The organism is Bradyrhizobium sp. HKCCYLRH3061 (assembly GCF_051168015.1).
In the GTDB taxonomy this organism is placed as follows: domain Bacteria; phylum Pseudomonadota; class Alphaproteobacteria; order Rhizobiales; family Xanthobacteraceae; genus Bradyrhizobium.
Window position 1 is genome coordinate 124,468 of the sequence record NZ_JBNPUE010000003.1, and the last position, 18,408, is coordinate 142,875.

The window sequence follows — 18,408 nt, forward strand, 5'->3', positions numbered from 1 at the left end:
CTCAGGCGGCGGCTGCCTGTTGCTGGAATTGCTCGAACGCCGCAATCGCATCGGCGGCATACATCAACGACGGTCCGCCGCCCATGTAGATCGCCATGCCGAGCGTCTCCTCGACCTCCTGCCGGCTTGCACCGAGACGGACGAGCGCCTCCGCGTGGAAGCCGATGCAGCCGTCGCACCGGACGGCGACCCCGATCGCCAGCGCGATCAGCTCTTTGGTCTTCTTGTCGAGCGCGCCATCAGCGGCGGCGGCCCTCGCCAATGCAGAGAAGCCCTGCATCACGTCCGGAATGTCCTTGCGCAGCGTCTTCAGGTTACCCGAGATGTCCTTGCAGATCTCGCTGTACAGTTTGGTCATGATAGCTCCTACGACATCTTCGTGGTGGGTTTGCCGGGCTCGCGCAGCGCGATGTAGATCGCGGGGATCACGAGCACGGTGAGCAGGGTGGAGGAGGCCAGACCGAACAGCAGCGAGATCGCCAGACCCTGGAAGATCGGATCGAGCAGGATCGTCGCAGCACCGATCATCGCCGCCAGCGCCGTCAGCAGGATCGGCTTGAAGCGCACGGCGCCGGCCTCCAACACGACGTCGCGCAGGGTCTTGCCCTCGCCGCCGCTGTGGCGGATGAAGTCGACCAGCAGGATCGAGTTGCGGACGATGATGCCGGCCAGCGCAATGAAGCCGATCATCGACGTCGCGGTGAACGGCGCGCCCAGCAACCAGTGGCCGAGCAGGATGCCGATCAGTGTCAGCGGGATCGGCGTCAGGATCACCAGCGGGAGCCGGAAGCTCTTGAACTGCGCCACGACCAGAACGTAGATGCCGAGGATGGCCGCGCCGAATGCGGCGCCCATGTCGCGGAAGGTCACGTAGGTGATCTCCCATTCGCCATCCCACAGCAGCGTCGGACGGGACTCGTCCGCCGGCTGGCCGTGGAAGCCGATCACCGGCTTCGGCAGCTTGCCCCAGTCATGGGCGTCGATCCGGTCGGCGACCGCGAGCATTCCGTAGAGCGGCGCCTCGAACCGGCCGGCGAGTTCTGCCATCACCATGTCGGCAAAGCGGCCGTCGCGGCGGAAGATCATCGGCGACCCCTCTTCCATGGTGGCCTTCACCACCTGGCCGAGTTCGACGACAGTCTTGCTGCCGGGCAACGTGTTGGCGGGCACCGGCGTCGATGCCAGGGCCTGACTCCAGCTCTTGTCGTGCTTCGGCAGACGCACGGCGATCTCGATCGGATTGCGGTCTTCGCCGCGATGCGAGTAGCCGACCGAGACGCCGCCGAACAGCGTCTGGATCGTGTCGTAGACGTCTCGCTGCTCGACACCGAAGAACTCGAGACTGTCCTGGTCGATCGACAGCCGCAGCCGCGGCCGGCGCTGGCCGATGGAATCGTCGATATCGACGATGAAGGGAACGTCGGCGAAGACCTTCTTGAGTTCGGTGGTGACGGCGCGCCGGGTCGCCGCGTCCGGACCGTAGATCTCGGCGAGCAGGGTCGCGAGCACCGGCGGCCCGGGCGGCACTTCGACCACCTTGATGCTGGTGCCGGCAGGCACAGGGATGCTCTTCAGCCGCTGCCGCAACTCGAGCGCGATGTCGTGGCTCGCGCGCTTGCGGTCGCCGCGCGCGGCGAGATTGACCTGTAGCTCGCCGAGTTCGGGCCGCTCCCGCAGATAGTAGTGCCTCACGAGACCGTTGAAGTTGAACGGCGCTGCCGTGCCGGCATAGCTCTGCACGGTCGTGATCTCCGGCAGCCCATGCGCGATGTCGGCGGCCGCGAACAGCGTGCGCTCGGTATCCTCCAGGCTCGCGCCTTCGGGCAGGTCGACCATCACCGCGATCTCCGACTTGTTGTCGAACGGCAGCAGCTTGACGGTGACGGACTTGGTCGCGAACAGGGTCATCGACAGCAGGGTGGCGATGCCGACGCCGAGCAGGAAGATCCAGGCGGAGCGCTTGCTGGCGACGATCGGGCGCGCGACGCTGCGATAGATGCGTCCGAGACGGCCTTCGCCATGCGCGTCATGAGAGTCCGCAGAGGCGCTGGTCGACCTCGGCGCCAGCCGCAGCATCAGCCACGGCGCCACCACCATGGCGACGAAGAACGAGAACAGCATCGCCGCCGAGGCGTTGGCCGGGATCGGCGCCATGTAGGGACCCATCAGTCCCGACACGAACAGCATCGGCAGCAGGGCGGCGACCACGGTCAGGGTCGCGACAACGGTCGGATTGCCGACTTCGGCGACGGCCTCGATGGTGGCCTGCAGGCGCGGCCGGCCGTCATGCATGCCCCAATGGCGCGCGATGTTCTCGACCACGACGATGGCGTCGTCGACCAGGATGCCGATCGAGAAGATCAGCGCAAACAGGCTGACCCGGTTGATCGTGTAGCCCATCAGATTGGCGGCGAACATCGTCAGCAGGATCGTGGTCGGAATCACCACGAAAGTGACGAGGGCCTCGCGCCAGCCGATGGCGACCGCAATCAGCACGACGATCGAGATCGTGGCGAGGCCAAGATGGAACAGCAGCTCGTTGGCCTTCTCATTGGCGGTCTCGCCGTAGTCGCGCGTCACCGTGACGGCGACGTCGCTCGGAATGAGACTGGCCTTCAGCCCTTCGAGGCGCTGCGCGATGTCGTGCGACACCACCACGGCATTGGCGCCGGCGCGCTTGGCGAGCGCAAGACTTACCGCCGGCACCCGGTGCCAGTCGCCCTTGTCGTTGCGGGCGTCGTCCCAGACGCGGTGCTCGGCGAGATTGGGGCCGATGACCACGGTGGCGACGTCGCGCACATAGACGGGACGACCATCGCGCGTCGAGATCAGCAGCAGGCCGATATCCGGGATGCCCGTGAGCGTCTGGCCCGCGGCGACATTGCGCACGATGCCGCCGTCGCGAACGTCTCCGGCCAGGAACGAGCGGTTCGCGTCCTTCACCTTGGCGACGAGCTGCTGCAGGGTCACGCCGAACAGCGACAGCTTTTCCGGATCGGGCTCGACCCGAATCTGCTGGGCGCCGCCGCCGGAGATATAGGTCAGGCCGATATTGTCGATCTTGGTCAGCTCCGCACGCAGCTTGTCGGCGAGCTCGTAGAGGTCCTTGTCCGACCAGCGCCCGGCAGCTTCCGGCTTCGGCGACAGCGTCAGCACGGTGACGGCGACGTCGTTGATGCCGCGGCCGACGATCAGCGGCTCGGGAATGCCGACGGGGATGCGGTCGAGGTTGGCGCGCAGCTTCTCGTGGACGCGCAGGATCGCGTCCTCGAACTTGGTCCCCACCAGGAACCGCGCGGTGACCATGACACGGTCGTCCTCGGTCTGGCTGTAGACGTGTTCGACGCCATCGATCGCCTTGACGATGGTCTCCAGCGGCTTGGTCACGAGCTCGACGCCGTCGGGCGCACGCAGGCCGTCGGCGTTGACACGGATGTCGACCATCGGCACGCTGATCTGCGGCTCTTCCTCGCGCGGAATCACGACGACGGCGATGAGGCCGACCACGAGCGCCGCGAGCAGAAACAGCGGCGTCAGCGGCGAGGCGATGGTCGCCTGGGTAAGCTTGCCTGAGAGTCCGAGTTTCACGGCTGCACCAACTGGTCGCCGGCGCGCAGGCCGGACAGGATTTCAAGTCCATCGGGGAGATCGGCGCTCGGCAGAGCGCGTCCGCGCTGCACCGGAACGCTCACCTTCTGCGTCCCTTGCTGCAACTGGACATAGTCGATGCCGAACCGGGTCGTGACGTAGCGGGACGGAATCACGAAGGCGTCGCGCTGGCCGCCGGAGATCCAGACCCGCAGCCGGTCGCCGACGAAATACTGGCCGAGACCCGAGACGATCGCGTCCGCCACGACCCGGCCTTCCTCGATCTGCGGATAGACGAGGTCGATCACGCCCCATTTGTCGGAGCTGTCGCCGAACTCGGCGCCGTCGACCCGGACCTTGTCGCCGGCCTTGAGAAAGAGAGCGTGGCGCTCGGGCACGCGCAGTCGCAGCTTGAAGTTCTGCTGCGCCACCGTGACCACTGGATCGCCGGGCAGCACCACCGATCCGACGGCAACCAGCTTCTTCAAAACGCGGCCGTCATCGGGCGCCAGCACCTGGCCTTCGCTCATCTGCTGATTGACCACCGCGCGCTCGGCGGTCTTGGCCCGCAGCGAATTCTCGGCGACGTTCAGCGCGGTGCGCGTCTCGTCGAGCTTGACCCGGGGCAGGGTGCCGCGCTCGACGAGCCCCTCGGTGCGGGTGAAGTCGATCTGCGCCTGGTTGGCCTGGGCCTGCAGCGCTTCGATCTGGGCGTCGAGCGATTTGATCTGCAGGGCCAGTTTGTCGTCGCCGATCAAGGCGATGGGCTGGCCGCGCTTGACCGGGTCGCCTTCGCGCACCGAAAGCTGCACGATGGTGCCGCCGATGCGGCCGCGGGCAGGGACCACGCTGATGCTCTCCACCGTCGCGAACACCGCCTTCTCGTCGGCGACCTGCCGCGGCGCCACCGTCAGCGTCTCCGCAAGGGCCGGCGCTGCCTGCCACGCCATCGCGGCGATCAAGCTCAGGACCGATAATCTGCGCATCAGCCTATTCCTGTCTGGTTTGATTCGAATTGTGAGATTGGGCGAGCCGTCCGCGGTGCAGACATCTCACCTGGATGGGGGTTCCCGTTTGATATTGGTCAAGATGCCGGTCCGGCATCCTCATAGTCTCGGTCGCGGTCTCGGCCCGCAGTACACCTGATAGAGCGTCTTGAGGACCTCGCGGGCCGGATCGCTTGTGATCGAATAGTAGATCGTCTGCCCCTCGCGCCTGGCGGTGACCAGGCCGTCCTTGCGCAGGAGCGCCAGGTGCTGCGACACGGTCGAATCGCGCAGGCCGAGAAACTCGGCCAGTTCTCCAACCGACCGCTCGTCGTCGACCAGCTGGCAGATGATCAGGAGGCGATGGCGGTTCGACAGCGCCTTCAGGAGGTCGCTGGCCTGGTCCGCCGCCGCTTCCATGATGTCAGCATCAATTTTCATAGTTGCGTATATACAGATAATCGAATATATAGTCAAGGCCGGCGGCGGCGCCGCGGTGACATGAAGCAAGAATGAATCAAGTGCGGATGGAGGATCCCAATGGCGGAAATCGTGGTGATCGGGGCGGGGCTGAGCGGCTCGCTGATGGCTTATGAAATGTTGCCGCAACTGAGGAGGGAGGATCGCGTGACCGTTGTCTCGCAGGGGTCCTCCTATCATTTCGTGCCATCCAACCCATGGGTGGCCGTGGGCTGGCGCAAGCGCGACGAGATCGAGATCGATCTGGTTGACGTCATGCAGCGCAAGGGCATCCGTCTGCTGACGCAGGGCGCCAAGCGCGTGCATCCGGCCGAGAACCAGGTCGAGCTGACGGATGGCGGCATGGTGGCATACGATTATCTCGTCGTCGCCACCGGTCCCGAACTCGCCTTCGACGAAATCCCGGGGCTTGGACCCGATGGGCATACACAATCCGTGTGCCACGTCGACCACGCCGCTCATGCCAAGGCGGCCTTTGACAGGCTCGCCGAGAAACCCGGGCCGGTGATCGTCGGTGCGGTACAGGGCGCCTCCTGCTTCGGCCCCGCTTACGAATTCCTCTTCATCCTGGAAACCGAGCTGCGCCGGCGCAAGATGCGCGACCAGGTGCCGATGACCTTCGTGACCTCCGAGCCCTATATCGGCCATCTCGGCCTCGACGGCGTCGGCGACACCAAGGGCCTGCTGGAAAGCGAGATGCGCGAAAAGCACATCAAGTGGATTACCAGCGCGCGCGTCACCAAGGTCGAGGATGGCCGCATGTTCGTGGAGGAGGTCGCCGACGACGGCACCGTCCGCAAGACGCACGAGCTGCCGTTTGCCTATTCGATGATGCTGCCCGCCTTTCGCGGCGTGGGAGCCGTCCGCGGCATCGACAAGCTCACCAATTCCCGCGGCTTCGTCGTCGTCGACAAGCATCAGCGTAATCCGACCTTCCCCAACGTGTTTGCCATCGGCGTCTGCGTTGCGATCCCGCCGATCGGGCCGACGCCGGTGCCGGTCGGCGTGCCCAAGACCGGCTTCATGATCGAATCGATGGTGACGGCGACGGCCTTGAACATCGGGGCGCTGCTGCGCGGCCAGGAGCCAAAAGCCGAGCCGACCTGGAACGCGATCTGTCTTGCCGATTTCGGTGATTCCGGCGTCGCCTTTCTGGCCCAGCCGCAGATCCCGCCGCGCAACGTCAACTGGTCGTCGAAGGGAGAGTGGGTGCATTACGCCAAGGTCGCCTTCGAGAAGTACTTCCTGCGCAAGATGAGGCGCGGGACGCCTGAGCCGTTCTACGAGAAGTTCCTGCTCGACCGGCTCAACATCGCCAAGATCAAGGAGGTCAGGACCGGGACATGAGCAACGGTTTGCAGATCGTGTGCGGCCATTGCGGGCAGATCAACCGTCTGCCCGCGGACCGGGCGCCGACGCAGGGGAAATGCGGCAAGTGTCATACGCCGCTGTTCGGCGGCCATCCGATCGAGGTCGACCAGGCCGCGTTCGAACGTCATGTCGCGCATAGCAGTTTGCCGCTGCTCGTCGACGTCTGGGCGCCGTGGTGCGGTCCATGCCGTGCGATGGCGCCGATGTTCGCGCGCGCGGCCCAGGAGTTGGAGCCGCGTGTGCAACTCTTGAAGCTGAACTCGGACGAGGCGCCGGAGGTGTCGGCACGGTTCGGCATCTCCGGAATTCCGACCATGCTGCTGTTGCAGCAGGGGCGGGAGCTGGCGCGGATCTCGGGTGCGATGAACTCGCAACGAATCGTCGCCTGGGCGCTGTCCGGCCTGCGGCAATAGCCGTACCGCCGGGCAATCACTTGCTTGATTACGCTCAAATGCAACCATGAAGGAATATGTCATGAACGTCGACAAAGCGGTTCTCACCTTCGCAGGGATCGTCGTCCTGCTCAGTCTGGCGCTGGGTTGGTACGTCAGTCCCTACTGGTTCTTGCTGGCGGCCTTTGCTGGCGTGAACATGATCCAGGCCTCGTTCACGGGCTTCTGCCCGGCAGCGATCGTCTTCAAGAAGCTGGGGCTCAAGAGCGGCAACGCGTTCTCCTGAACCGATCGGAAGGACGGCAAGATGAAGCGGGGATATCATGGCTGACTCGGACGACACCTATATTGTCGGGCCGCTCTACAAGGCGCGCGACAAGGTCTATCCGGCGGCCGTGCACGGCCGCTTCCGGCGCATCAAGTGGACGATCCTGTGCATCACACTCGGCATCTACTACCTGCTGCCCTTCGTCCGCTGGGATCGCGGACCCGGCATGCCGAACCAGGCGGTGCTGGTCGATTTCCCGCACCGCCGGTTCTACTTCTTCTTCATCGAGCTGTGGCCGCAGGAGGTCTACTACTTCACCGGCCTGCTCATCATTGCGGCGGTCGCCCTGTTCCTGATGAACGCGGTCGCCGGCCGGCTGTGGTGCGGCTATCTCTGTCCGCAGACGGTGTGGACCGACCTGTTCTACGCCGTCGAGCGCTGGGCCGAGGGCGATCGCCGTGAGCGCATGCTCAGCGACAAGCGCGGCTGGACCTTAACCCATATCCGCCAGGTTGCGCTCAAGCACTTCCTCTGGATCATGATCGGCTGGTGGACCGGGGGCGCCTGGGTGCTGTATTTCGACGATGCGCCGACCCTGGTGAAGGACCTTGCCACCTTCCAGGCGCCGTTCACCGCCTATCTCTGGATCGGCATCCTGACGGCGACGACCTACGTGTTCGCCGGTCACGCCCGCGAGCAGGTCTGCATCTATATGTGCCCGTGGCCGCGCATCCAGGCGGCGCTGACCGACGAATGGGCGCTCAACGTCACCTACAAGGGCGACCGCGGCGAACCGCGCATGTCGGTCAAGAAGGCGGAAGCCGCACGGCTGCAGGGCGCACCCGCCGGGGACTGCATCGACTGCCACCAATGCGTCAACGTCTGCCCGACCGGCGTCGACATCCGCCACGGCATCCAGCTCGGCTGCATCCAGTGCAGCCTGTGCATCGATGCCTGCGACAGCGTGATGACCCAGATCGGCCGTCCGACCGGCCTGATCGGCTACGACACCGACATCAACGTCCAGCGCCGCAAGGAAGGCAAGCCCGAGATCTACCGGATCATCCGGCCGCGCACGATCATCTATGCGAGCTTCATCGCGATCGTCGGCGGGATCATGCTGTACTCGCTGGCGACGCGCGGCACGATGGGCATCAACGTGCTGCATGAACGTAACCCGCTGTTCGTGCAGTTGTCGGATGGCGGCGTCCGTAACGACTACACGGTCCGTCTGCTCAACAAGCGCGGGCCGCGCGACTTCGTGCTGGACGTCGTGGGGCTTCCGAACGCGAAGGTGACGGTGGCCGGGGAGACGCGCGAGCAGGACGGTCGCATGGTGATCGATGTCGGTCAGGATCAGACCCGCGAGATCCGCATGTCGATCGAGGCCAAGGGGGCCGACCTTCCCTCCGCGCCGGTGGACATCGAGATCAAGATCACGGATCCGACGACCGGGACGTCGGTCAGCAAGCGCGATCACTTCGTTCCAGCGGCACGATAGAGCAGTGTCGTTCGATCGCCGACCGCGAGGCATCGGCGACAGTCCGTCGGCTCATCGGGACTGATCGAGGGAGGAGCGGTCGCTCCTCCCTCGATTGCTGAGTCCGGTTGTTCCAAATCAATGCCGCCTGGAGGCCGCAGGCAGAGCATTCTCGCGTCAAGGGATCGAAAGCTTTCCTACTGGCGGAGAAAGACAGATGTTCAAGGTCGCAATTCTCATCTGGGTCATGCTGGGCACGGTGCTGGCAGGCAGCGCGGTGACGGCATTGTTGACGGTGCAGGGGCTGGTCGCGAGTCCGATGAAAGACCTGCCGTTGGCGGCGCTGGTCGGATTCGTCGTCGCCATGCCGCTATCGTATCTCGTCGCCGCGAAGATCAAGGGCGGGCGCGGCCGGACGGCGTGACGGTCATCGACGATGGGCCGGATCATCGTAATGGTCCGGCCTGATCGTCGTGCAGCAGTCGCGGGAGTGCTAGTCTGGCGCCGTCCATGAAGAGGTCGATCGCATCACGGACGGTCTGCTCGAGATCGGATGGAACGGGTGTTTCGTAGATGAACTTTCGGATCGCGAGATAGAAGATGCGTCCGTGCAGTCCCCAGAACATCTCCGCCTCGCGGCTGCCGAGGGGGCGGGTCGCGGTGTCCGGGAGCTGCAGTTCATGCCGCAGCTCGATCGCGGCAGGCTCGATGATCTCGCGCCGGACGAGGTCGAGATAGCGGCCGGTGATGCCGAACGACTTCATGCCGGAGAACACGAAGATCCGCACCCAGTTGTATTCGAACACGCGCGCCACGTAGTCGAGATAGAAGCCGGTCAGTCGCGCCTTGAGCGGATGGCTGCGATCGCGGATCAGCGGGCCCCAGTCCTGCGACCAGCGGCTCAGATAGACCTCCTGATAGACGCGTTCGATGAGGGCTTCCTTGCTGGGGAAGTGCCGGTAGATCACCGAATGCGCGATGCCCATGCGCTTGGCGAGCTCCCGCGTCTGGCCTTCGAAGCCGCGCTCGGCGAAAAAGCGGATCGCTTCATCCACGATCAGGCGCTCGCGGTCGGCAGCGCGCATGTTGCGGCGCCTCGCCTGTGGGCGGCCGTCGGTTTTGCGCGGGCGTCCACCAATGCGGCCCTTCGTCTCAACGCTCGCTGTCTTCGGAGTCCTGGCCATGGTCTCAATCGATTGTGGCGACAAGCCTGTCTGATACCCGAAAGCAGATTTGTGACCAATCGTTCGTTTCTGGTTGACCGCACTGCCGCCGCGTGCAATTCTTTTGAGACCAGATGGTTACAAATCTGGAATTTCGGGCTGGCGAGCCCTGGCGGCGAGGAAACGGATGAAAGCGAGGGCTTTCAGCTATTTTCGTGCACACACGATCGGCGAGGCGCTCGAGGCTCATGCGAGCGCCGGCGACGATGCGCGATTCATTGCCGGTGGCCAGAGCCTGGTTCCGGCGCTGGCGTTGCGTCTCCAGGCCCCGCGAACTCTGATCGATATCAACCACATTGCAGAGCTGCGCGGCATCACGCGGGACGGCGAATGGTTGCGGATCGGCGCCTTGACCCGGCACTGCGAGATGCTGACCGATCCCTTGATTGCCGAGTTTGCCCCGCTGTTGCGTGCCGCGGCGCCGTTCGTCGCGCATCCTGCCATCCGCAATCGCGGGACCTTTGGCGGCAGCGTCGCGCTGGCCGACCCGGCCTCCGAATTTCCGGCGATGGTGCTGGCGCTCGACGCCGAGATCGAGATTGCCGGCGCGTCCGGCCTGCGCCGCGTCAAGGCCGACGACTTCTTCACCGACCTTTTTGAGACTGCGATCGCGCCCGGCGAGCTCCTCGTTGCGGTTCATGTTCCTCTCTTCAAAGCCGGTCAGCGCATCGCGTTCGATGAGCTGGCCCGCCGGCGCGGCGACTATGCACTGGTCGGTTGCGGTCTGCTCGCGACCTGCCGGGGCGATCTGATCGAGCGCCTCCGCATCGCGTTCTTCTCGGTCGGCAATGTCCCGACCCGTGCGAGACATGCGGAGGCAGTCCTCACGGGCAGCCGGATCGATGCGGCACGGATTGCGGCCGCGCAGGCCGCGCTCGACGACGATCTCGCGCCTGCTGACAGCGACGACGTTCCGGCGGCGATGCGCCTGCATCTGGCGCGCGTTCTGCTCGGCCGTCTGCTGGGACGGATCGGAGAAGCGGCATGAGCGCGCCGGTCGACGTCGAGACCGAGGAGCAGGTCCGCATTCGCCTCATCGTCAACGGGCGCAAGGTCGCGTGTGACGTCGCGCCCCGCGACACGCTGGTGGATTGTCTTCGCCAGCAGCTCGAATTGACCGGCACGCATGCCGGTTGCGAGATGGGCGCCTGCGGCGCCTGTCTGGTTCAGCTCGACGGCGCTGCCGTGCATGGTTGCCTGATGTTTGCCGTGCAGGCCGATGGTGCGCGCATCGAGACCATCGAGGGGCTCTCGGAGAGCGGCGTGATCGCCGACCTGCAAGCCGAGTTTCATCGGCGCAATGCGCTGCAATGCGGCTTCTGCACGCCGGGCATGCTGATCACCGCTCATGAGCTGTTGACCCATTCGGCACAGCCGAGTCGCGAGAGCATCCGCGACGCGCTTTCGGGCAATTTCTGCCGCTGCACCGGATATGAAGCGATCGTTGACGCCATTGCCGCGGTCGCCGAGGCACGGGCGGCAACGGCATCGCAGGGCGCGGAGGGCTCGTCGCCATGACCGCGCCGCTGACCTCGCTCGACCGTCCGAATTCCTATATCGGCCGCTCCGTGCCGCGTCCGAATGCGAAGCGGCTGCTCGCCGGACGCGGGCGCTACGTGACCGACATTCGCCTGCCGCGCATGCTGTACGCTGCCTTCCTGCGCAGCCCTTATGCTCATGCACGCATCACCGGCATCGAGGTCGATGCGGCGCGGGCGTTTGCGGGCGTTCATCTGGTCGCGACCGGCGCTGATCTGGCGAAGATCTGTACGCCATGGACCGGAACACTCGATCATTTCAAGGGCATGACGTCCGAGCCGCAGCTGCCGTTGCCGCTCGATCGCGTCGTCTGGGCCGGCCAGGCCGTGATTGCCGTGGTTGCCGAGAGCAGGGCGATCGCGGAGGATGCGCTGGAGCTGATCTCGGTCGGTTACGAGGAGCTGCCGGCGGTGGTCGATCTCGACGCCGCGCGCCAGCCGGGGACACCGCGGGTCAATCCGGCTTCCGCGTCCAACGTCTGCTTCCGCACGCAGCTCGACAGCGGCGGCGTCGACGAGGCCTTCGCGGCGGCCGCGCACGTGATCGAGCAGGAATTTAGCTTCGGCCGTCATACGCCGGTGACGCTCGAGCCGCGCGCCATCGTCGCGGACTATGATCCCGAGGGCGGTGCGCTGACGGTGCACCATGCGACGCAGACGCCTTATCAGTTCCAGGATCTGTACTCCCGCCATTACGGCATCCCGGAAGCCAGCGTGCGCGTGATCGCGCCGGATATCGGCGGCTCGTTCGGCATGAAGCTGCATGTCTATCACGAGGACATGGCGGTCGTCGGATTGTCGATCCTGCTCGGGCGCCCGGTCAAATACGTCGCCGATCGCATCGAGTCCTTCGTCTCGGATATTCATGCCCGCGATCACCATGTCCACGCGCGCATGGCCGTTGGTACCGACGGCAAGATCCTCGCCATGGATGTCCACGATGCCACGGCGATCGGCGCGTTCTCGACCTATCCGCGCACCAGCGTCGTCGAAGGCAACCAGGTCATCCGCCTGATCGGTGCGCCCTATGATTTCAAGTCCTATCGCGCCGCGCTCGAGGTCGTATTCCAGAACAAGGTGCAGACCAGCCAGTATCGCGCGGTCGGACATCCCATCGCCTGCGCGGTCACCGAGCGCATGGTGGATCTCGCCGCTGCCCGCGTCGGGCTCGATCCATTCGCGATGCGCGCCAGGAACGCGATTGCCGACAATGCCTATCCGACGGCGTCGCCGACCGGCTACAAGTTCGAGGCGCTGTCGCACGAAGTCTGCCTGCGGCGGCTGCGCGAGATCATGGACTATGACGCGCTGCGGGCCGAGCAGGCCGAGCTGCGCCGGCGCGGTATCCATCGCGGCACCGGCATCGCGACCTTCGTCGAGATCACGAACCCCAGCCCGGCCTTCTACGGCGTCGGCGGCGCGCGCATCTCGTCGCAGGATGGCGCGACCGTCAGCCTGACGCCGTCGGGCGAGGTGCGCTGCGCGATCTCCGTGACGGAGCAGGGGCAGGGCACCGAGGCGATCATCAGCCAGATCGTCGCCGAGCAGCTCGGCCTCGCCCAGGAGCACGTCAAGATCATCACCGGCGATACCGAGGTCACGCCGCATGGTGGTGCGACCTGGGCCTGCCGCGGCGCGGGCATCGGTGGCGAGACGGCACTGCAGGCCGCGCGGAAGCTCAAGGCAAACATTCTGGAGATTGCCGCGCTGGTGCTGCAGGAGCAGCCCGCCGCGCTCGACGTCGTCGATGGCCAGATCGTCAGTGCCGCGACGGGGCAGCCGCGTCTGCCGGTCGCCGAGATCGCGCGCATCGCCTATTTCCGCTCCGACACCTTGCCGCCGGGCACCCAGGCGCAACTGACGGTCAGCCATCATTTCGCGCCGCAGGGCTACCCCTTCGCCTTCACCAACGGCATTCAAGGCTGCTATCTCGAAGTCGATGTCGAGACCGGCTTCATCAGGCTGCTGAAGCACTATGTCGTCGAGGACTGCGGCCGCATCATCAATCCGATGCTGGTCGACGAGCAGTTGCGCGGCGGTGTCGTTCAGGGTCTGGGCGCGGCGCTGTTCGAGGAATGCCGTTACGGTGAGACCGGCCAATTGCTCAACGGATCGCTGGCCGACTATCTGGTGCCGATGGCGATGGAGATGCCGGACATCACCATCGATCACGTCGAGACGCCGACGGCGGACACCATTCTCGGCGCAAAGGGCTGCGGCGAGGCCGGCACCGCCGCTGCCTCGGCCTGCGTGCTGAATGCGGTCAATGATGCGCTGATGCCCTTCGGCGCGACCATCAACACCATCCCGATCACGCCCGCGCGCGTGCTCAAGGCGCTCAACCGGTTCTAAGAAAAACGAATGAGGGAGGAGATCATGCCAAGCTACGAGACGAGGCTGCGACGCCCAGGAATATCCCGCCGCACGGCGTTGATGGGAATGTCGGCCGGTGTCGCCACGCTCGCGATGCCGCGCCTGGGACGCGCCGCCGATGACACCATCCGCATCGGCTTTCCGACGCCGCTGACCGGCCCGTTCGCCGCCGAGGCCCGTGACCAGGTCAAGTGCGCCGAGCTCGCCGTGAAGCTGGTCAACGACAAGGGGGGCATCGCCGGCCGCAAGGTCGAGCTGCTGGTGCGCGATGACAAGCTCAACGCCGGCGAGGCCGCGACGCGGACGCTGGAGCTGATCGAGAAGGACAAGGTGCACGCCGTCGTCGGCGCGCTCTCCAGCGCCGTCCAGCTCGCCGTCAACGAGGTGACGCGCGCCCGCGGCGTGATCTACGTGTCGATCAGCCAGTCCGACACCATCAACGAGGCCAAGGATTTCAGCAAATACACCTTCCACGAGGCGCTGAACCCGCACATGACCACGGCGGCCGTGGCCCGCCAGACCATCAAGAAGGGCATGAAGGTCGCGCATCTCGTGGCCGACTATGCCTACGGCCATGAGATGCTGCGCGGCTTCAAGCGGGCGCAGGCCGCTGTTGGCGCCGAGAGCGTCGGCGAGATCCTGCATCCGTTCGGTGCGGCCGACTATTCGACCTTCATGCCGCGGCTGATGTCGCTGCGCCCGGACGTGCTGTGCATCAGCAATTTCGGCCGCGACCAAGCCAACGCGATCAAGCAGGCGGTCGACTTCGGCATCAAGCAGCAGATGAAGATCGTGGTGCCGGTGATCCTGCACAACCAGCGCCTCGCCGTCGGGCCCGACGTATTCGAGGGCGTCGTCGGCGGAGCCAACTATTATTGGGGTCTCGAGACCCAGAACAAGACCGCGGCCGAGTTCAACAAGGCGTTCCGGGTCGCCAATGGCGGCGCGATCCCGACCGATTACGGCGCCTATGGCTACTCGGGCGTCGGCTCGCTGCTGCAGGCGATGCAGGCCGCCGGCGGCACCGACACCGACAAGGTCGTCGCGGCACTGGAAGGACTGCAATACGACCTGACCAAGGGCCCGCAGCACTACCGCAAATGCGACCACCAGTCGGTGCAGTCGGTGCTGGTGCTGGAGTCCAGGAAGAAGTCGGCGATGGCCAACGAGAACGACCTGTTCGCGATCGTAGCCAGCGATCCCGGGGCGGACGAGATGCTGCGAAGCTGCAGCGAACTGGGTCATCCCACCTGATCCCGATCGCATGGACCTCTCGCTGATCATCATGCAGCTGTTTTCCGGCATCGCCCTTGGGGCGGTGCTGGTCATCACTGCGCTCGGTCTCACCATCGTGTTCGGCATGCTGGGTGTCGTCAATTTCGCCCACGGCGCGTTGTTCATGATCGGGGCCTATGCCGGCCTGTATGTGGCGTCGCTGACCGGCAGCTTCTGGTGGGGCTTGCTGCTCGCGCCAATTCTGGTCGGCGCATTCGGCATGCTGATCGAATACGTCCTGGTCCGTCGCCTGTATGGCCGCTCGATCGATGATCCCCTGCTGCTCACTTTCGGTCTCAGCTACATCCTGGTCGAGGGCGTGCGCATCGTATTCGGCAGCGATGGCATTCCGTTCCCGACCCCGTCGCAGTTGGTCGGCGTCGTCGATCTCGGTGTCGGCTTCTTTCCCAAATATCGTCTGTTCGTGATCGCGCTGGTGGCCGTCGTGCTGCTGGTGCTCTGGCTGATGCTGGAGAAGACCCGGGTCGGTCTGATCGTCCGGGCCGGCGCGCGTGATCCGCTGATCATGCGGGTGCTCGGGGTCGACATCGGCAAGGTGTGGCTCGCGATCTTCGGTCTTGGCGTCGGTCTCGCCGCGCTCGGCGGCGTGCTGGCGGGACCCATGCGCAGCGTCAATCCGGAGATGGGAACGCTGGTGCTGGCGGAAGCCTTCGTCGTCACCGTGATCGGCGGCCTTGGCTCGATCGTCGGTGCTGTCGTCGCCGGGCTGATGGTGGGGATCTGCATCAGCATGGTCGCGCTGTTCGCGCCCGAGATGGCGACGATCGTGATGTTCGCGCTGATGGCGGCCGTGCTGCTGGTGCGGCCGCAGGGTCTGTTCGGCCTCAAGGGGAGAGCGTGATGACGGTGCAGTCGACCGGCGAAGCACCGCCGCTTCCTCAGGCGCAGCGTCTCGTCGCGGTTCTCGCGGATCACCGCGTGCTGGTCTCGCTCATTGCGCTGGCGCTGCTGCCCTGGCTGCTGCCGTCGAAGGCGCTCGCCGTGAACGTCCTGATCTACGGCGTCGTGGTGATGGGCTACAATCTGCTGTTCGGCTACACCGGGCTGCTGTCGTTCGGCCACGCCGCCTTCTTCGGCACCGGCGCGTATCTGACCGGCATCGCCATCGGCCGCTGGGGCCTGCCATGGTTCGTCGCGGTGCCGCTGGCGATCGCCGCGAGCACCTTGCTCGCCGCGTTGATCGGCACGATCTCGACGCGCACCCGCGGCATCTATTTCTCCATGGTCACGCTCGCGCTGGCGCAACTCGTCTACTACGTCGCGCTGCAGGCCTCCTCCTTCACCGGCGGCGAGAACGGGCTGCGCGGCTTCACGGTCGAGCACATCGGCCTGTTCGGCGCGCAGATCAACTTCCTCGATCCCGTGAACAAATATTACGTGCTGATGGTGCTCGCGGCGATCGCGATCTGGGTGCAGTCGCGCATTCTCAACTCGCCGTTCGGCGCCGTGATCGAGGCGATCAGGGAGAACGAGCAGCGCGCGCGGGCCTGCGGCTACGACGTCGAGCGCTGCAAGCTGATCGTGTTCATGCTGTCGGGCGCGATCTCCGCCGTCGGCGGCTGCATGTCGGCGCTGCATCTGTCCATCGTTCCGCTCGACATCCTGCACTACCAGACCTCCGGCATGATCGTGATGATGGTGCTGCTCGGTGGCGCACGCAGCTTCTTCGGGCCGTTCGTCGGCGCCGCCACCTTCCTGATCCTGGAGGACGTCGTCTCGCTGTGGACGCCGCATTGGCAGATCGTCGTCGGCGCCATCTTCGTCGTGTTCGTGCTGTTCCTGCCCAAGGGCATCTGGGGCACGTTCCTCGATGTGCTGCCGATCGCGAGGCAACGCCGATGAGCACCGAACTGCTGCGCGCGGACGGGATCGGCCGTCGTTTCGGGGCCTTCGTCGCGCTGGAAGGCATCTCGGTCGCGTTCGCGGCCGGCGAGCTGACCTCGATCATCGGCCCGAACGGGGCCGGCAAGAGCACCTTCTTCAACATTCTCTCCGGCACGCTGTCGCCGAGCAGCGGCACGTTGCGGTTCAAGGGCCGCGAGCTGAACGGCCTGCCGCAGCATCGCTTCGTGCATCAGGGCATCTCGCGCTCGTACCAGATCACCAACATCTTTCCCGATTTGTCGGTCCACGAGAATGTCCGGGTCGCCGCGCAGGCCATGCGCGTGAGCTACGACATCTGGCGCAAGCGCGCCGATCTTGCCGAGCTCGGCGAACGCGCCGATGCAGCCTTGATGGCGGTCGGCCTGATCGGCCGGCGCTGCGAGCTCGCCAAGTATCTCGCCCATGGCCAGCAGCGCGCGCTGGAGATCGCGATTGCGCTGGTCTCCGAGCCGGAGCTTCTGCTGCTCGACGAGCCGACCGCGGGCATGGGGCCGGAAGAGACCAAGGAGATGGTGGCGCTGCTGGAGCGGCTCGCGGAGAAGCGCACGGTGCTGCTGGTCGAGCACAAGATGAAGATGGTGCTCGGCTTGAGCCAGCGGGTGCTGGTGCTGCATCACGGCCGGCTGCTCGCCGATGGTCGTCCTGAGGACATCCGATCCAATCCGGACGTGCGCCGGGTCTATCTGGGACAGAGTGAGGGCTATGGCTGAGACCGCGTTGCTCGAGCTCGACAATGTCCAGGCCTGGTACGGCGCCAGCCACGTGCTGCACGGCATCTCGCTGCGCGTGAACGAGGGTGAGGTGGTGGCGCTGGTCGGCCGCAACGGCGCCGGCAAGACCACGACCTTGCGTACCGTCATGGGACTGATGCCGAAGGCCTCGGGCAGCGTGCGCTTCGCCGGCCAGGGCCTGCTGCCGCTGGCCGCGCACAAGCGCTTCCATCTCGGCCTCGCCTATGTGCCGGAGGAGCGTCGCATCGTGCCGGGCCTGTCCGTGCGCGAGAATCTGCGGCTTGGGTTGGTCGCCGCCAAGGCCGACATCGACGAGCGCGTGGCATTCGCCGAGATCGCCGAGACCTTTCCGCGATTGAACGAGCGGCTGGACCAGGAGGGCGTCACGCTGTCGGGCGGCGAGCAGCAGATGCTGGCGATCGCGCGCGCCTTGATCGCGCGGCCGCGCATGGTGCTGCTCGACGAGCCCTCCGAAGGCATCATGCCGGTGCTCGTCGAGGAGATGGGCGTGCTGTTTCGCCGGCTGCGCGACCAGGGCAAGACCTTGCTGCTGGTGGAGCAGAATGTCGAATGGGCGCTGCGGCTCGCCGATCGCGCCGTCATCATCGACCAGGGCGAGGTCGTGCATGAGAGCAGCGCCGCGGCGCTGCTGGCCGACAAGGACATCCAGGATCGCTACTGCGCGGTGTGATGCCGCGGGGGGCGCCGTCGTCGCGACGAGCCATCTCCCTCCGGCGGCGGCCGTTGCGGCAGGCGCGCAAGCCCGATGCCCTCGGCCCGAGACCATCTCACGGGCTT

The 18,408-nt window shown here is 65.6% G+C and carries 18 protein-coding genes; 13 read left to right on the forward strand and 5 right to left on the reverse strand.

The genetic code is table 11. From position 1 onward, the window contains the following. Position 1 precedes the first annotated feature (1 nt). The 4 genes from ACQR2C_RS07295 to ACQR2C_RS07310 all read right to left on the reverse strand — a co-directional run bounded on the left by ACQR2C_RS07295 (position 2) and on the right by ACQR2C_RS07310 (position 4,994). Positions 2-358, reverse strand: a complete 357-nt coding sequence (locus ACQR2C_RS07295; protein ID WP_315712545.1) for a carboxymuconolactone decarboxylase family protein — start codon at positions 356-358, stop codon at positions 2-4. An 8-nt stretch (positions 359-366) separates the two neighbouring features. Continuing rightward, positions 367-3,588 carry an efflux RND transporter permease subunit gene (locus ACQR2C_RS07300; protein ID WP_434880828.1) on the reverse strand — a complete coding sequence of 1,074 codons (3,222 nt, stop codon included), beginning with the start codon at positions 3,586-3,588 and terminating at the stop codon, positions 367-369. After that, the gene (locus ACQR2C_RS07305) at positions 3,585-4,574 is read right to left on the reverse strand and encodes an efflux RND transporter periplasmic adaptor subunit (RefSeq protein ID WP_316183486.1); all 990 of its coding nucleotides are present in this window, start codon (positions 4,572-4,574) and stop codon (positions 3,585-3,587) included. Before ACQR2C_RS07305 ends, ACQR2C_RS07300 begins: the two co-directional genes overlap by 4 nt. 120 nt (positions 4,575-4,694) lie before the next feature. Further along, positions 4,695-4,994, reverse strand: coding sequence for an ArsR/SmtB family transcription factor (locus ACQR2C_RS07310; protein WP_315800450.1), 300 nt, complete (start codon positions 4,992-4,994; stop codon positions 4,695-4,697). A 120-nt stretch (positions 4,995-5,114) separates the two neighbouring features. Here ACQR2C_RS07310 and ACQR2C_RS07315 point away from each other — a divergent pair, with 120 nt between their 5' ends. The 5 genes from ACQR2C_RS07315 to ACQR2C_RS07335 all read left to right on the forward strand — a co-directional run bounded on the left by ACQR2C_RS07315 (position 5,115) and on the right by ACQR2C_RS07335 (position 8,989). After that, positions 5,115-6,401 (forward strand): NAD(P)/FAD-dependent oxidoreductase, encoded by a 1,287-nt coding sequence (locus ACQR2C_RS07315; protein ID WP_434880829.1) that lies wholly within the window; start codon positions 5,115-5,117, stop codon positions 6,399-6,401. Continuing rightward, a complete protein-coding gene (trxC, locus tag ACQR2C_RS07320; RefSeq protein WP_434880830.1) occupies positions 6,398-6,838 on the forward strand; it encodes a thioredoxin TrxC in 441 nt (146 codons plus the stop codon). The genes ACQR2C_RS07315 and trxC overlap by 4 nt, the downstream gene beginning before the upstream one ends. A gap of 61 nt (positions 6,839-6,899) precedes the next feature. After that, positions 6,900-7,103 (forward strand): YgaP family membrane protein, encoded by a 204-nt coding sequence (locus ACQR2C_RS07325; protein WP_315739305.1) that lies wholly within the window; start codon positions 6,900-6,902, stop codon positions 7,101-7,103. A 37-nt stretch (positions 7,104-7,140) separates the two neighbouring features. Then, positions 7,141-8,586 carry a cytochrome c oxidase accessory protein CcoG gene (gene ccoG / locus ACQR2C_RS07330; RefSeq protein ID WP_434880831.1) on the forward strand — a complete coding sequence of 482 codons (1,446 nt, stop codon included), beginning with the start codon at positions 7,141-7,143 and terminating at the stop codon, positions 8,584-8,586. Between the two features lie 196 nt (positions 8,587-8,782). Then, positions 8,783-8,989: a hypothetical protein gene (locus ACQR2C_RS07335; RefSeq protein WP_315712536.1), complete on the forward strand. Its 207-nt coding sequence runs from the start codon at positions 8,783-8,785 to the stop codon at positions 8,987-8,989. A 22-nt stretch (positions 8,990-9,011) separates the two neighbouring features. Here the strand turns inward: ACQR2C_RS07335 and ACQR2C_RS07340 are convergent, their stop codons facing one another. Then, complete coding sequence (locus tag ACQR2C_RS07340; protein WP_434839079.1) at positions 9,012-9,650, reverse strand: TetR/AcrR family transcriptional regulator; 639 nt, start codon at positions 9,648-9,650, stop codon at positions 9,012-9,014. 265 nt (positions 9,651-9,915) lie between these two features. Between ACQR2C_RS07340 and ACQR2C_RS07345 the strand changes: the two genes are divergently transcribed. The 8 genes from ACQR2C_RS07345 to ACQR2C_RS07380 are packed head-to-tail and all read left to right on the forward strand — an operon-like array spanning position 9,916 to position 18,301. Further along, on the forward strand, positions 9,916-10,776 hold the full coding sequence (locus ACQR2C_RS07345) for an FAD binding domain-containing protein (protein ID WP_434880957.1): 861 nt from the start codon (positions 9,916-9,918) through the stop codon (positions 10,774-10,776). Next, positions 10,773-11,306: a (2Fe-2S)-binding protein gene (locus ACQR2C_RS07350; protein WP_434880832.1), complete on the forward strand. Its 534-nt coding sequence runs from the start codon at positions 10,773-10,775 to the stop codon at positions 11,304-11,306. The genes ACQR2C_RS07345 and ACQR2C_RS07350 overlap by 4 nt, the downstream gene beginning before the upstream one ends. Beyond that, complete coding sequence (locus ACQR2C_RS07355; protein WP_434880833.1) at positions 11,303-13,678, forward strand: xanthine dehydrogenase family protein molybdopterin-binding subunit; 2,376 nt, start codon at positions 11,303-11,305, stop codon at positions 13,676-13,678. The genes ACQR2C_RS07350 and ACQR2C_RS07355 overlap by 4 nt, the downstream gene beginning before the upstream one ends. A gap of 24 nt (positions 13,679-13,702) precedes the next feature. Then, a complete protein-coding gene (locus ACQR2C_RS07360; protein WP_434880834.1) occupies positions 13,703-14,953 on the forward strand; it encodes an ABC transporter substrate-binding protein in 1,251 nt (416 codons plus the stop codon). Between the two features lie 10 nt (positions 14,954-14,963). Beyond that, positions 14,964-15,836: a branched-chain amino acid ABC transporter permease gene (locus ACQR2C_RS07365; RefSeq protein ID WP_315800372.1), complete on the forward strand. Its 873-nt coding sequence runs from the start codon at positions 14,964-14,966 to the stop codon at positions 15,834-15,836. Further along, complete coding sequence (locus ACQR2C_RS07370; protein WP_315800371.1) at positions 15,836-16,837, forward strand: branched-chain amino acid ABC transporter permease; 1,002 nt, start codon at positions 15,836-15,838, stop codon at positions 16,835-16,837. Before ACQR2C_RS07365 ends, ACQR2C_RS07370 begins: the two co-directional genes overlap by 1 nt. Next, positions 16,834-17,589 carry an ABC transporter ATP-binding protein gene (locus tag ACQR2C_RS07375; protein ID WP_434848240.1) on the forward strand — a complete coding sequence of 252 codons (756 nt, stop codon included), beginning with the start codon at positions 16,834-16,836 and terminating at the stop codon, positions 17,587-17,589. The genes ACQR2C_RS07370 and ACQR2C_RS07375 overlap by 4 nt, the downstream gene beginning before the upstream one ends. Next, the gene (locus tag ACQR2C_RS07380) at positions 17,582-18,301 is read left to right on the forward strand and encodes an ABC transporter ATP-binding protein (protein WP_315800369.1); all 720 of its coding nucleotides are present in this window, start codon (positions 17,582-17,584) and stop codon (positions 18,299-18,301) included. Before ACQR2C_RS07375 ends, ACQR2C_RS07380 begins: the two co-directional genes overlap by 8 nt. Positions 18,302-18,408: the final 107 nt, after the last annotated feature.

What these genes read in the sequence shown, in the direction of transcription:
- ACQR2C_RS07295 (WP_315712545.1), bottom strand. Translation starts at nt 358, where the DNA reads ATGACCAAACTGTACAGCGAGATCTGCAAGGACATCTCGGGTAACCTG.
- ACQR2C_RS07305 (WP_316183486.1), bottom strand. Translation starts at nt 4,574, where the DNA reads ATGCGCAGATTATCGGTCCTGAGCTTGATCGCCGCGATGGCGTGGCAG.
- ACQR2C_RS07310 (WP_315800450.1), bottom strand. Translation starts at nt 4,994, where the DNA reads ATGGAAGCGGCGGCGGACCAGGCCAGCGACCTCCTGAAGGCGCTGTCG.
- ACQR2C_RS07315 (WP_434880829.1), top strand. Translation starts at nt 5,115, where the DNA reads ATGGCGGAAATCGTGGTGATCGGGGCGGGGCTGAGCGGCTCGCTGATG.
- trxC (WP_434880830.1), top strand. Translation starts at nt 6,398, where the DNA reads ATGAGCAACGGTTTGCAGATCGTGTGCGGCCATTGCGGGCAGATCAAC.
- ACQR2C_RS07325 (WP_315739305.1), top strand. Translation starts at nt 6,900, where the DNA reads ATGAACGTCGACAAAGCGGTTCTCACCTTCGCAGGGATCGTCGTCCTG.
- ccoG (WP_434880831.1), top strand. Translation starts at nt 7,141, where the DNA reads ATGGCTGACTCGGACGACACCTATATTGTCGGGCCGCTCTACAAGGCG.
- ACQR2C_RS07335 (WP_315712536.1), top strand. Translation starts at nt 8,783, where the DNA reads ATGTTCAAGGTCGCAATTCTCATCTGGGTCATGCTGGGCACGGTGCTG.
- ACQR2C_RS07340 (WP_434839079.1), bottom strand. Translation starts at nt 9,650, where the DNA reads ATGCGCGCTGCCGACCGCGAGCGCCTGATCGTGGATGAAGCGATCCGC.
- ACQR2C_RS07345 (WP_434880957.1), top strand. Translation starts at nt 9,916, where the DNA reads ATGAAAGCGAGGGCTTTCAGCTATTTTCGTGCACACACGATCGGCGAG.
- ACQR2C_RS07350 (WP_434880832.1), top strand. Translation starts at nt 10,773, where the DNA reads ATGAGCGCGCCGGTCGACGTCGAGACCGAGGAGCAGGTCCGCATTCGC.
- ACQR2C_RS07355 (WP_434880833.1), top strand. Translation starts at nt 11,303, where the DNA reads ATGACCGCGCCGCTGACCTCGCTCGACCGTCCGAATTCCTATATCGGC.
- ACQR2C_RS07360 (WP_434880834.1), top strand. Translation starts at nt 13,703, where the DNA reads ATGCCAAGCTACGAGACGAGGCTGCGACGCCCAGGAATATCCCGCCGC.
- ACQR2C_RS07365 (WP_315800372.1), top strand. Translation starts at nt 14,964, where the DNA reads ATGGACCTCTCGCTGATCATCATGCAGCTGTTTTCCGGCATCGCCCTT.
- ACQR2C_RS07370 (WP_315800371.1), top strand. Translation starts at nt 15,836, where the DNA reads ATGACGGTGCAGTCGACCGGCGAAGCACCGCCGCTTCCTCAGGCGCAG.
- ACQR2C_RS07375 (WP_434848240.1), top strand. Translation starts at nt 16,834, where the DNA reads ATGAGCACCGAACTGCTGCGCGCGGACGGGATCGGCCGTCGTTTCGGG.
- ACQR2C_RS07380 (WP_315800369.1), top strand. Translation starts at nt 17,582, where the DNA reads ATGGCTGAGACCGCGTTGCTCGAGCTCGACAATGTCCAGGCCTGGTAC.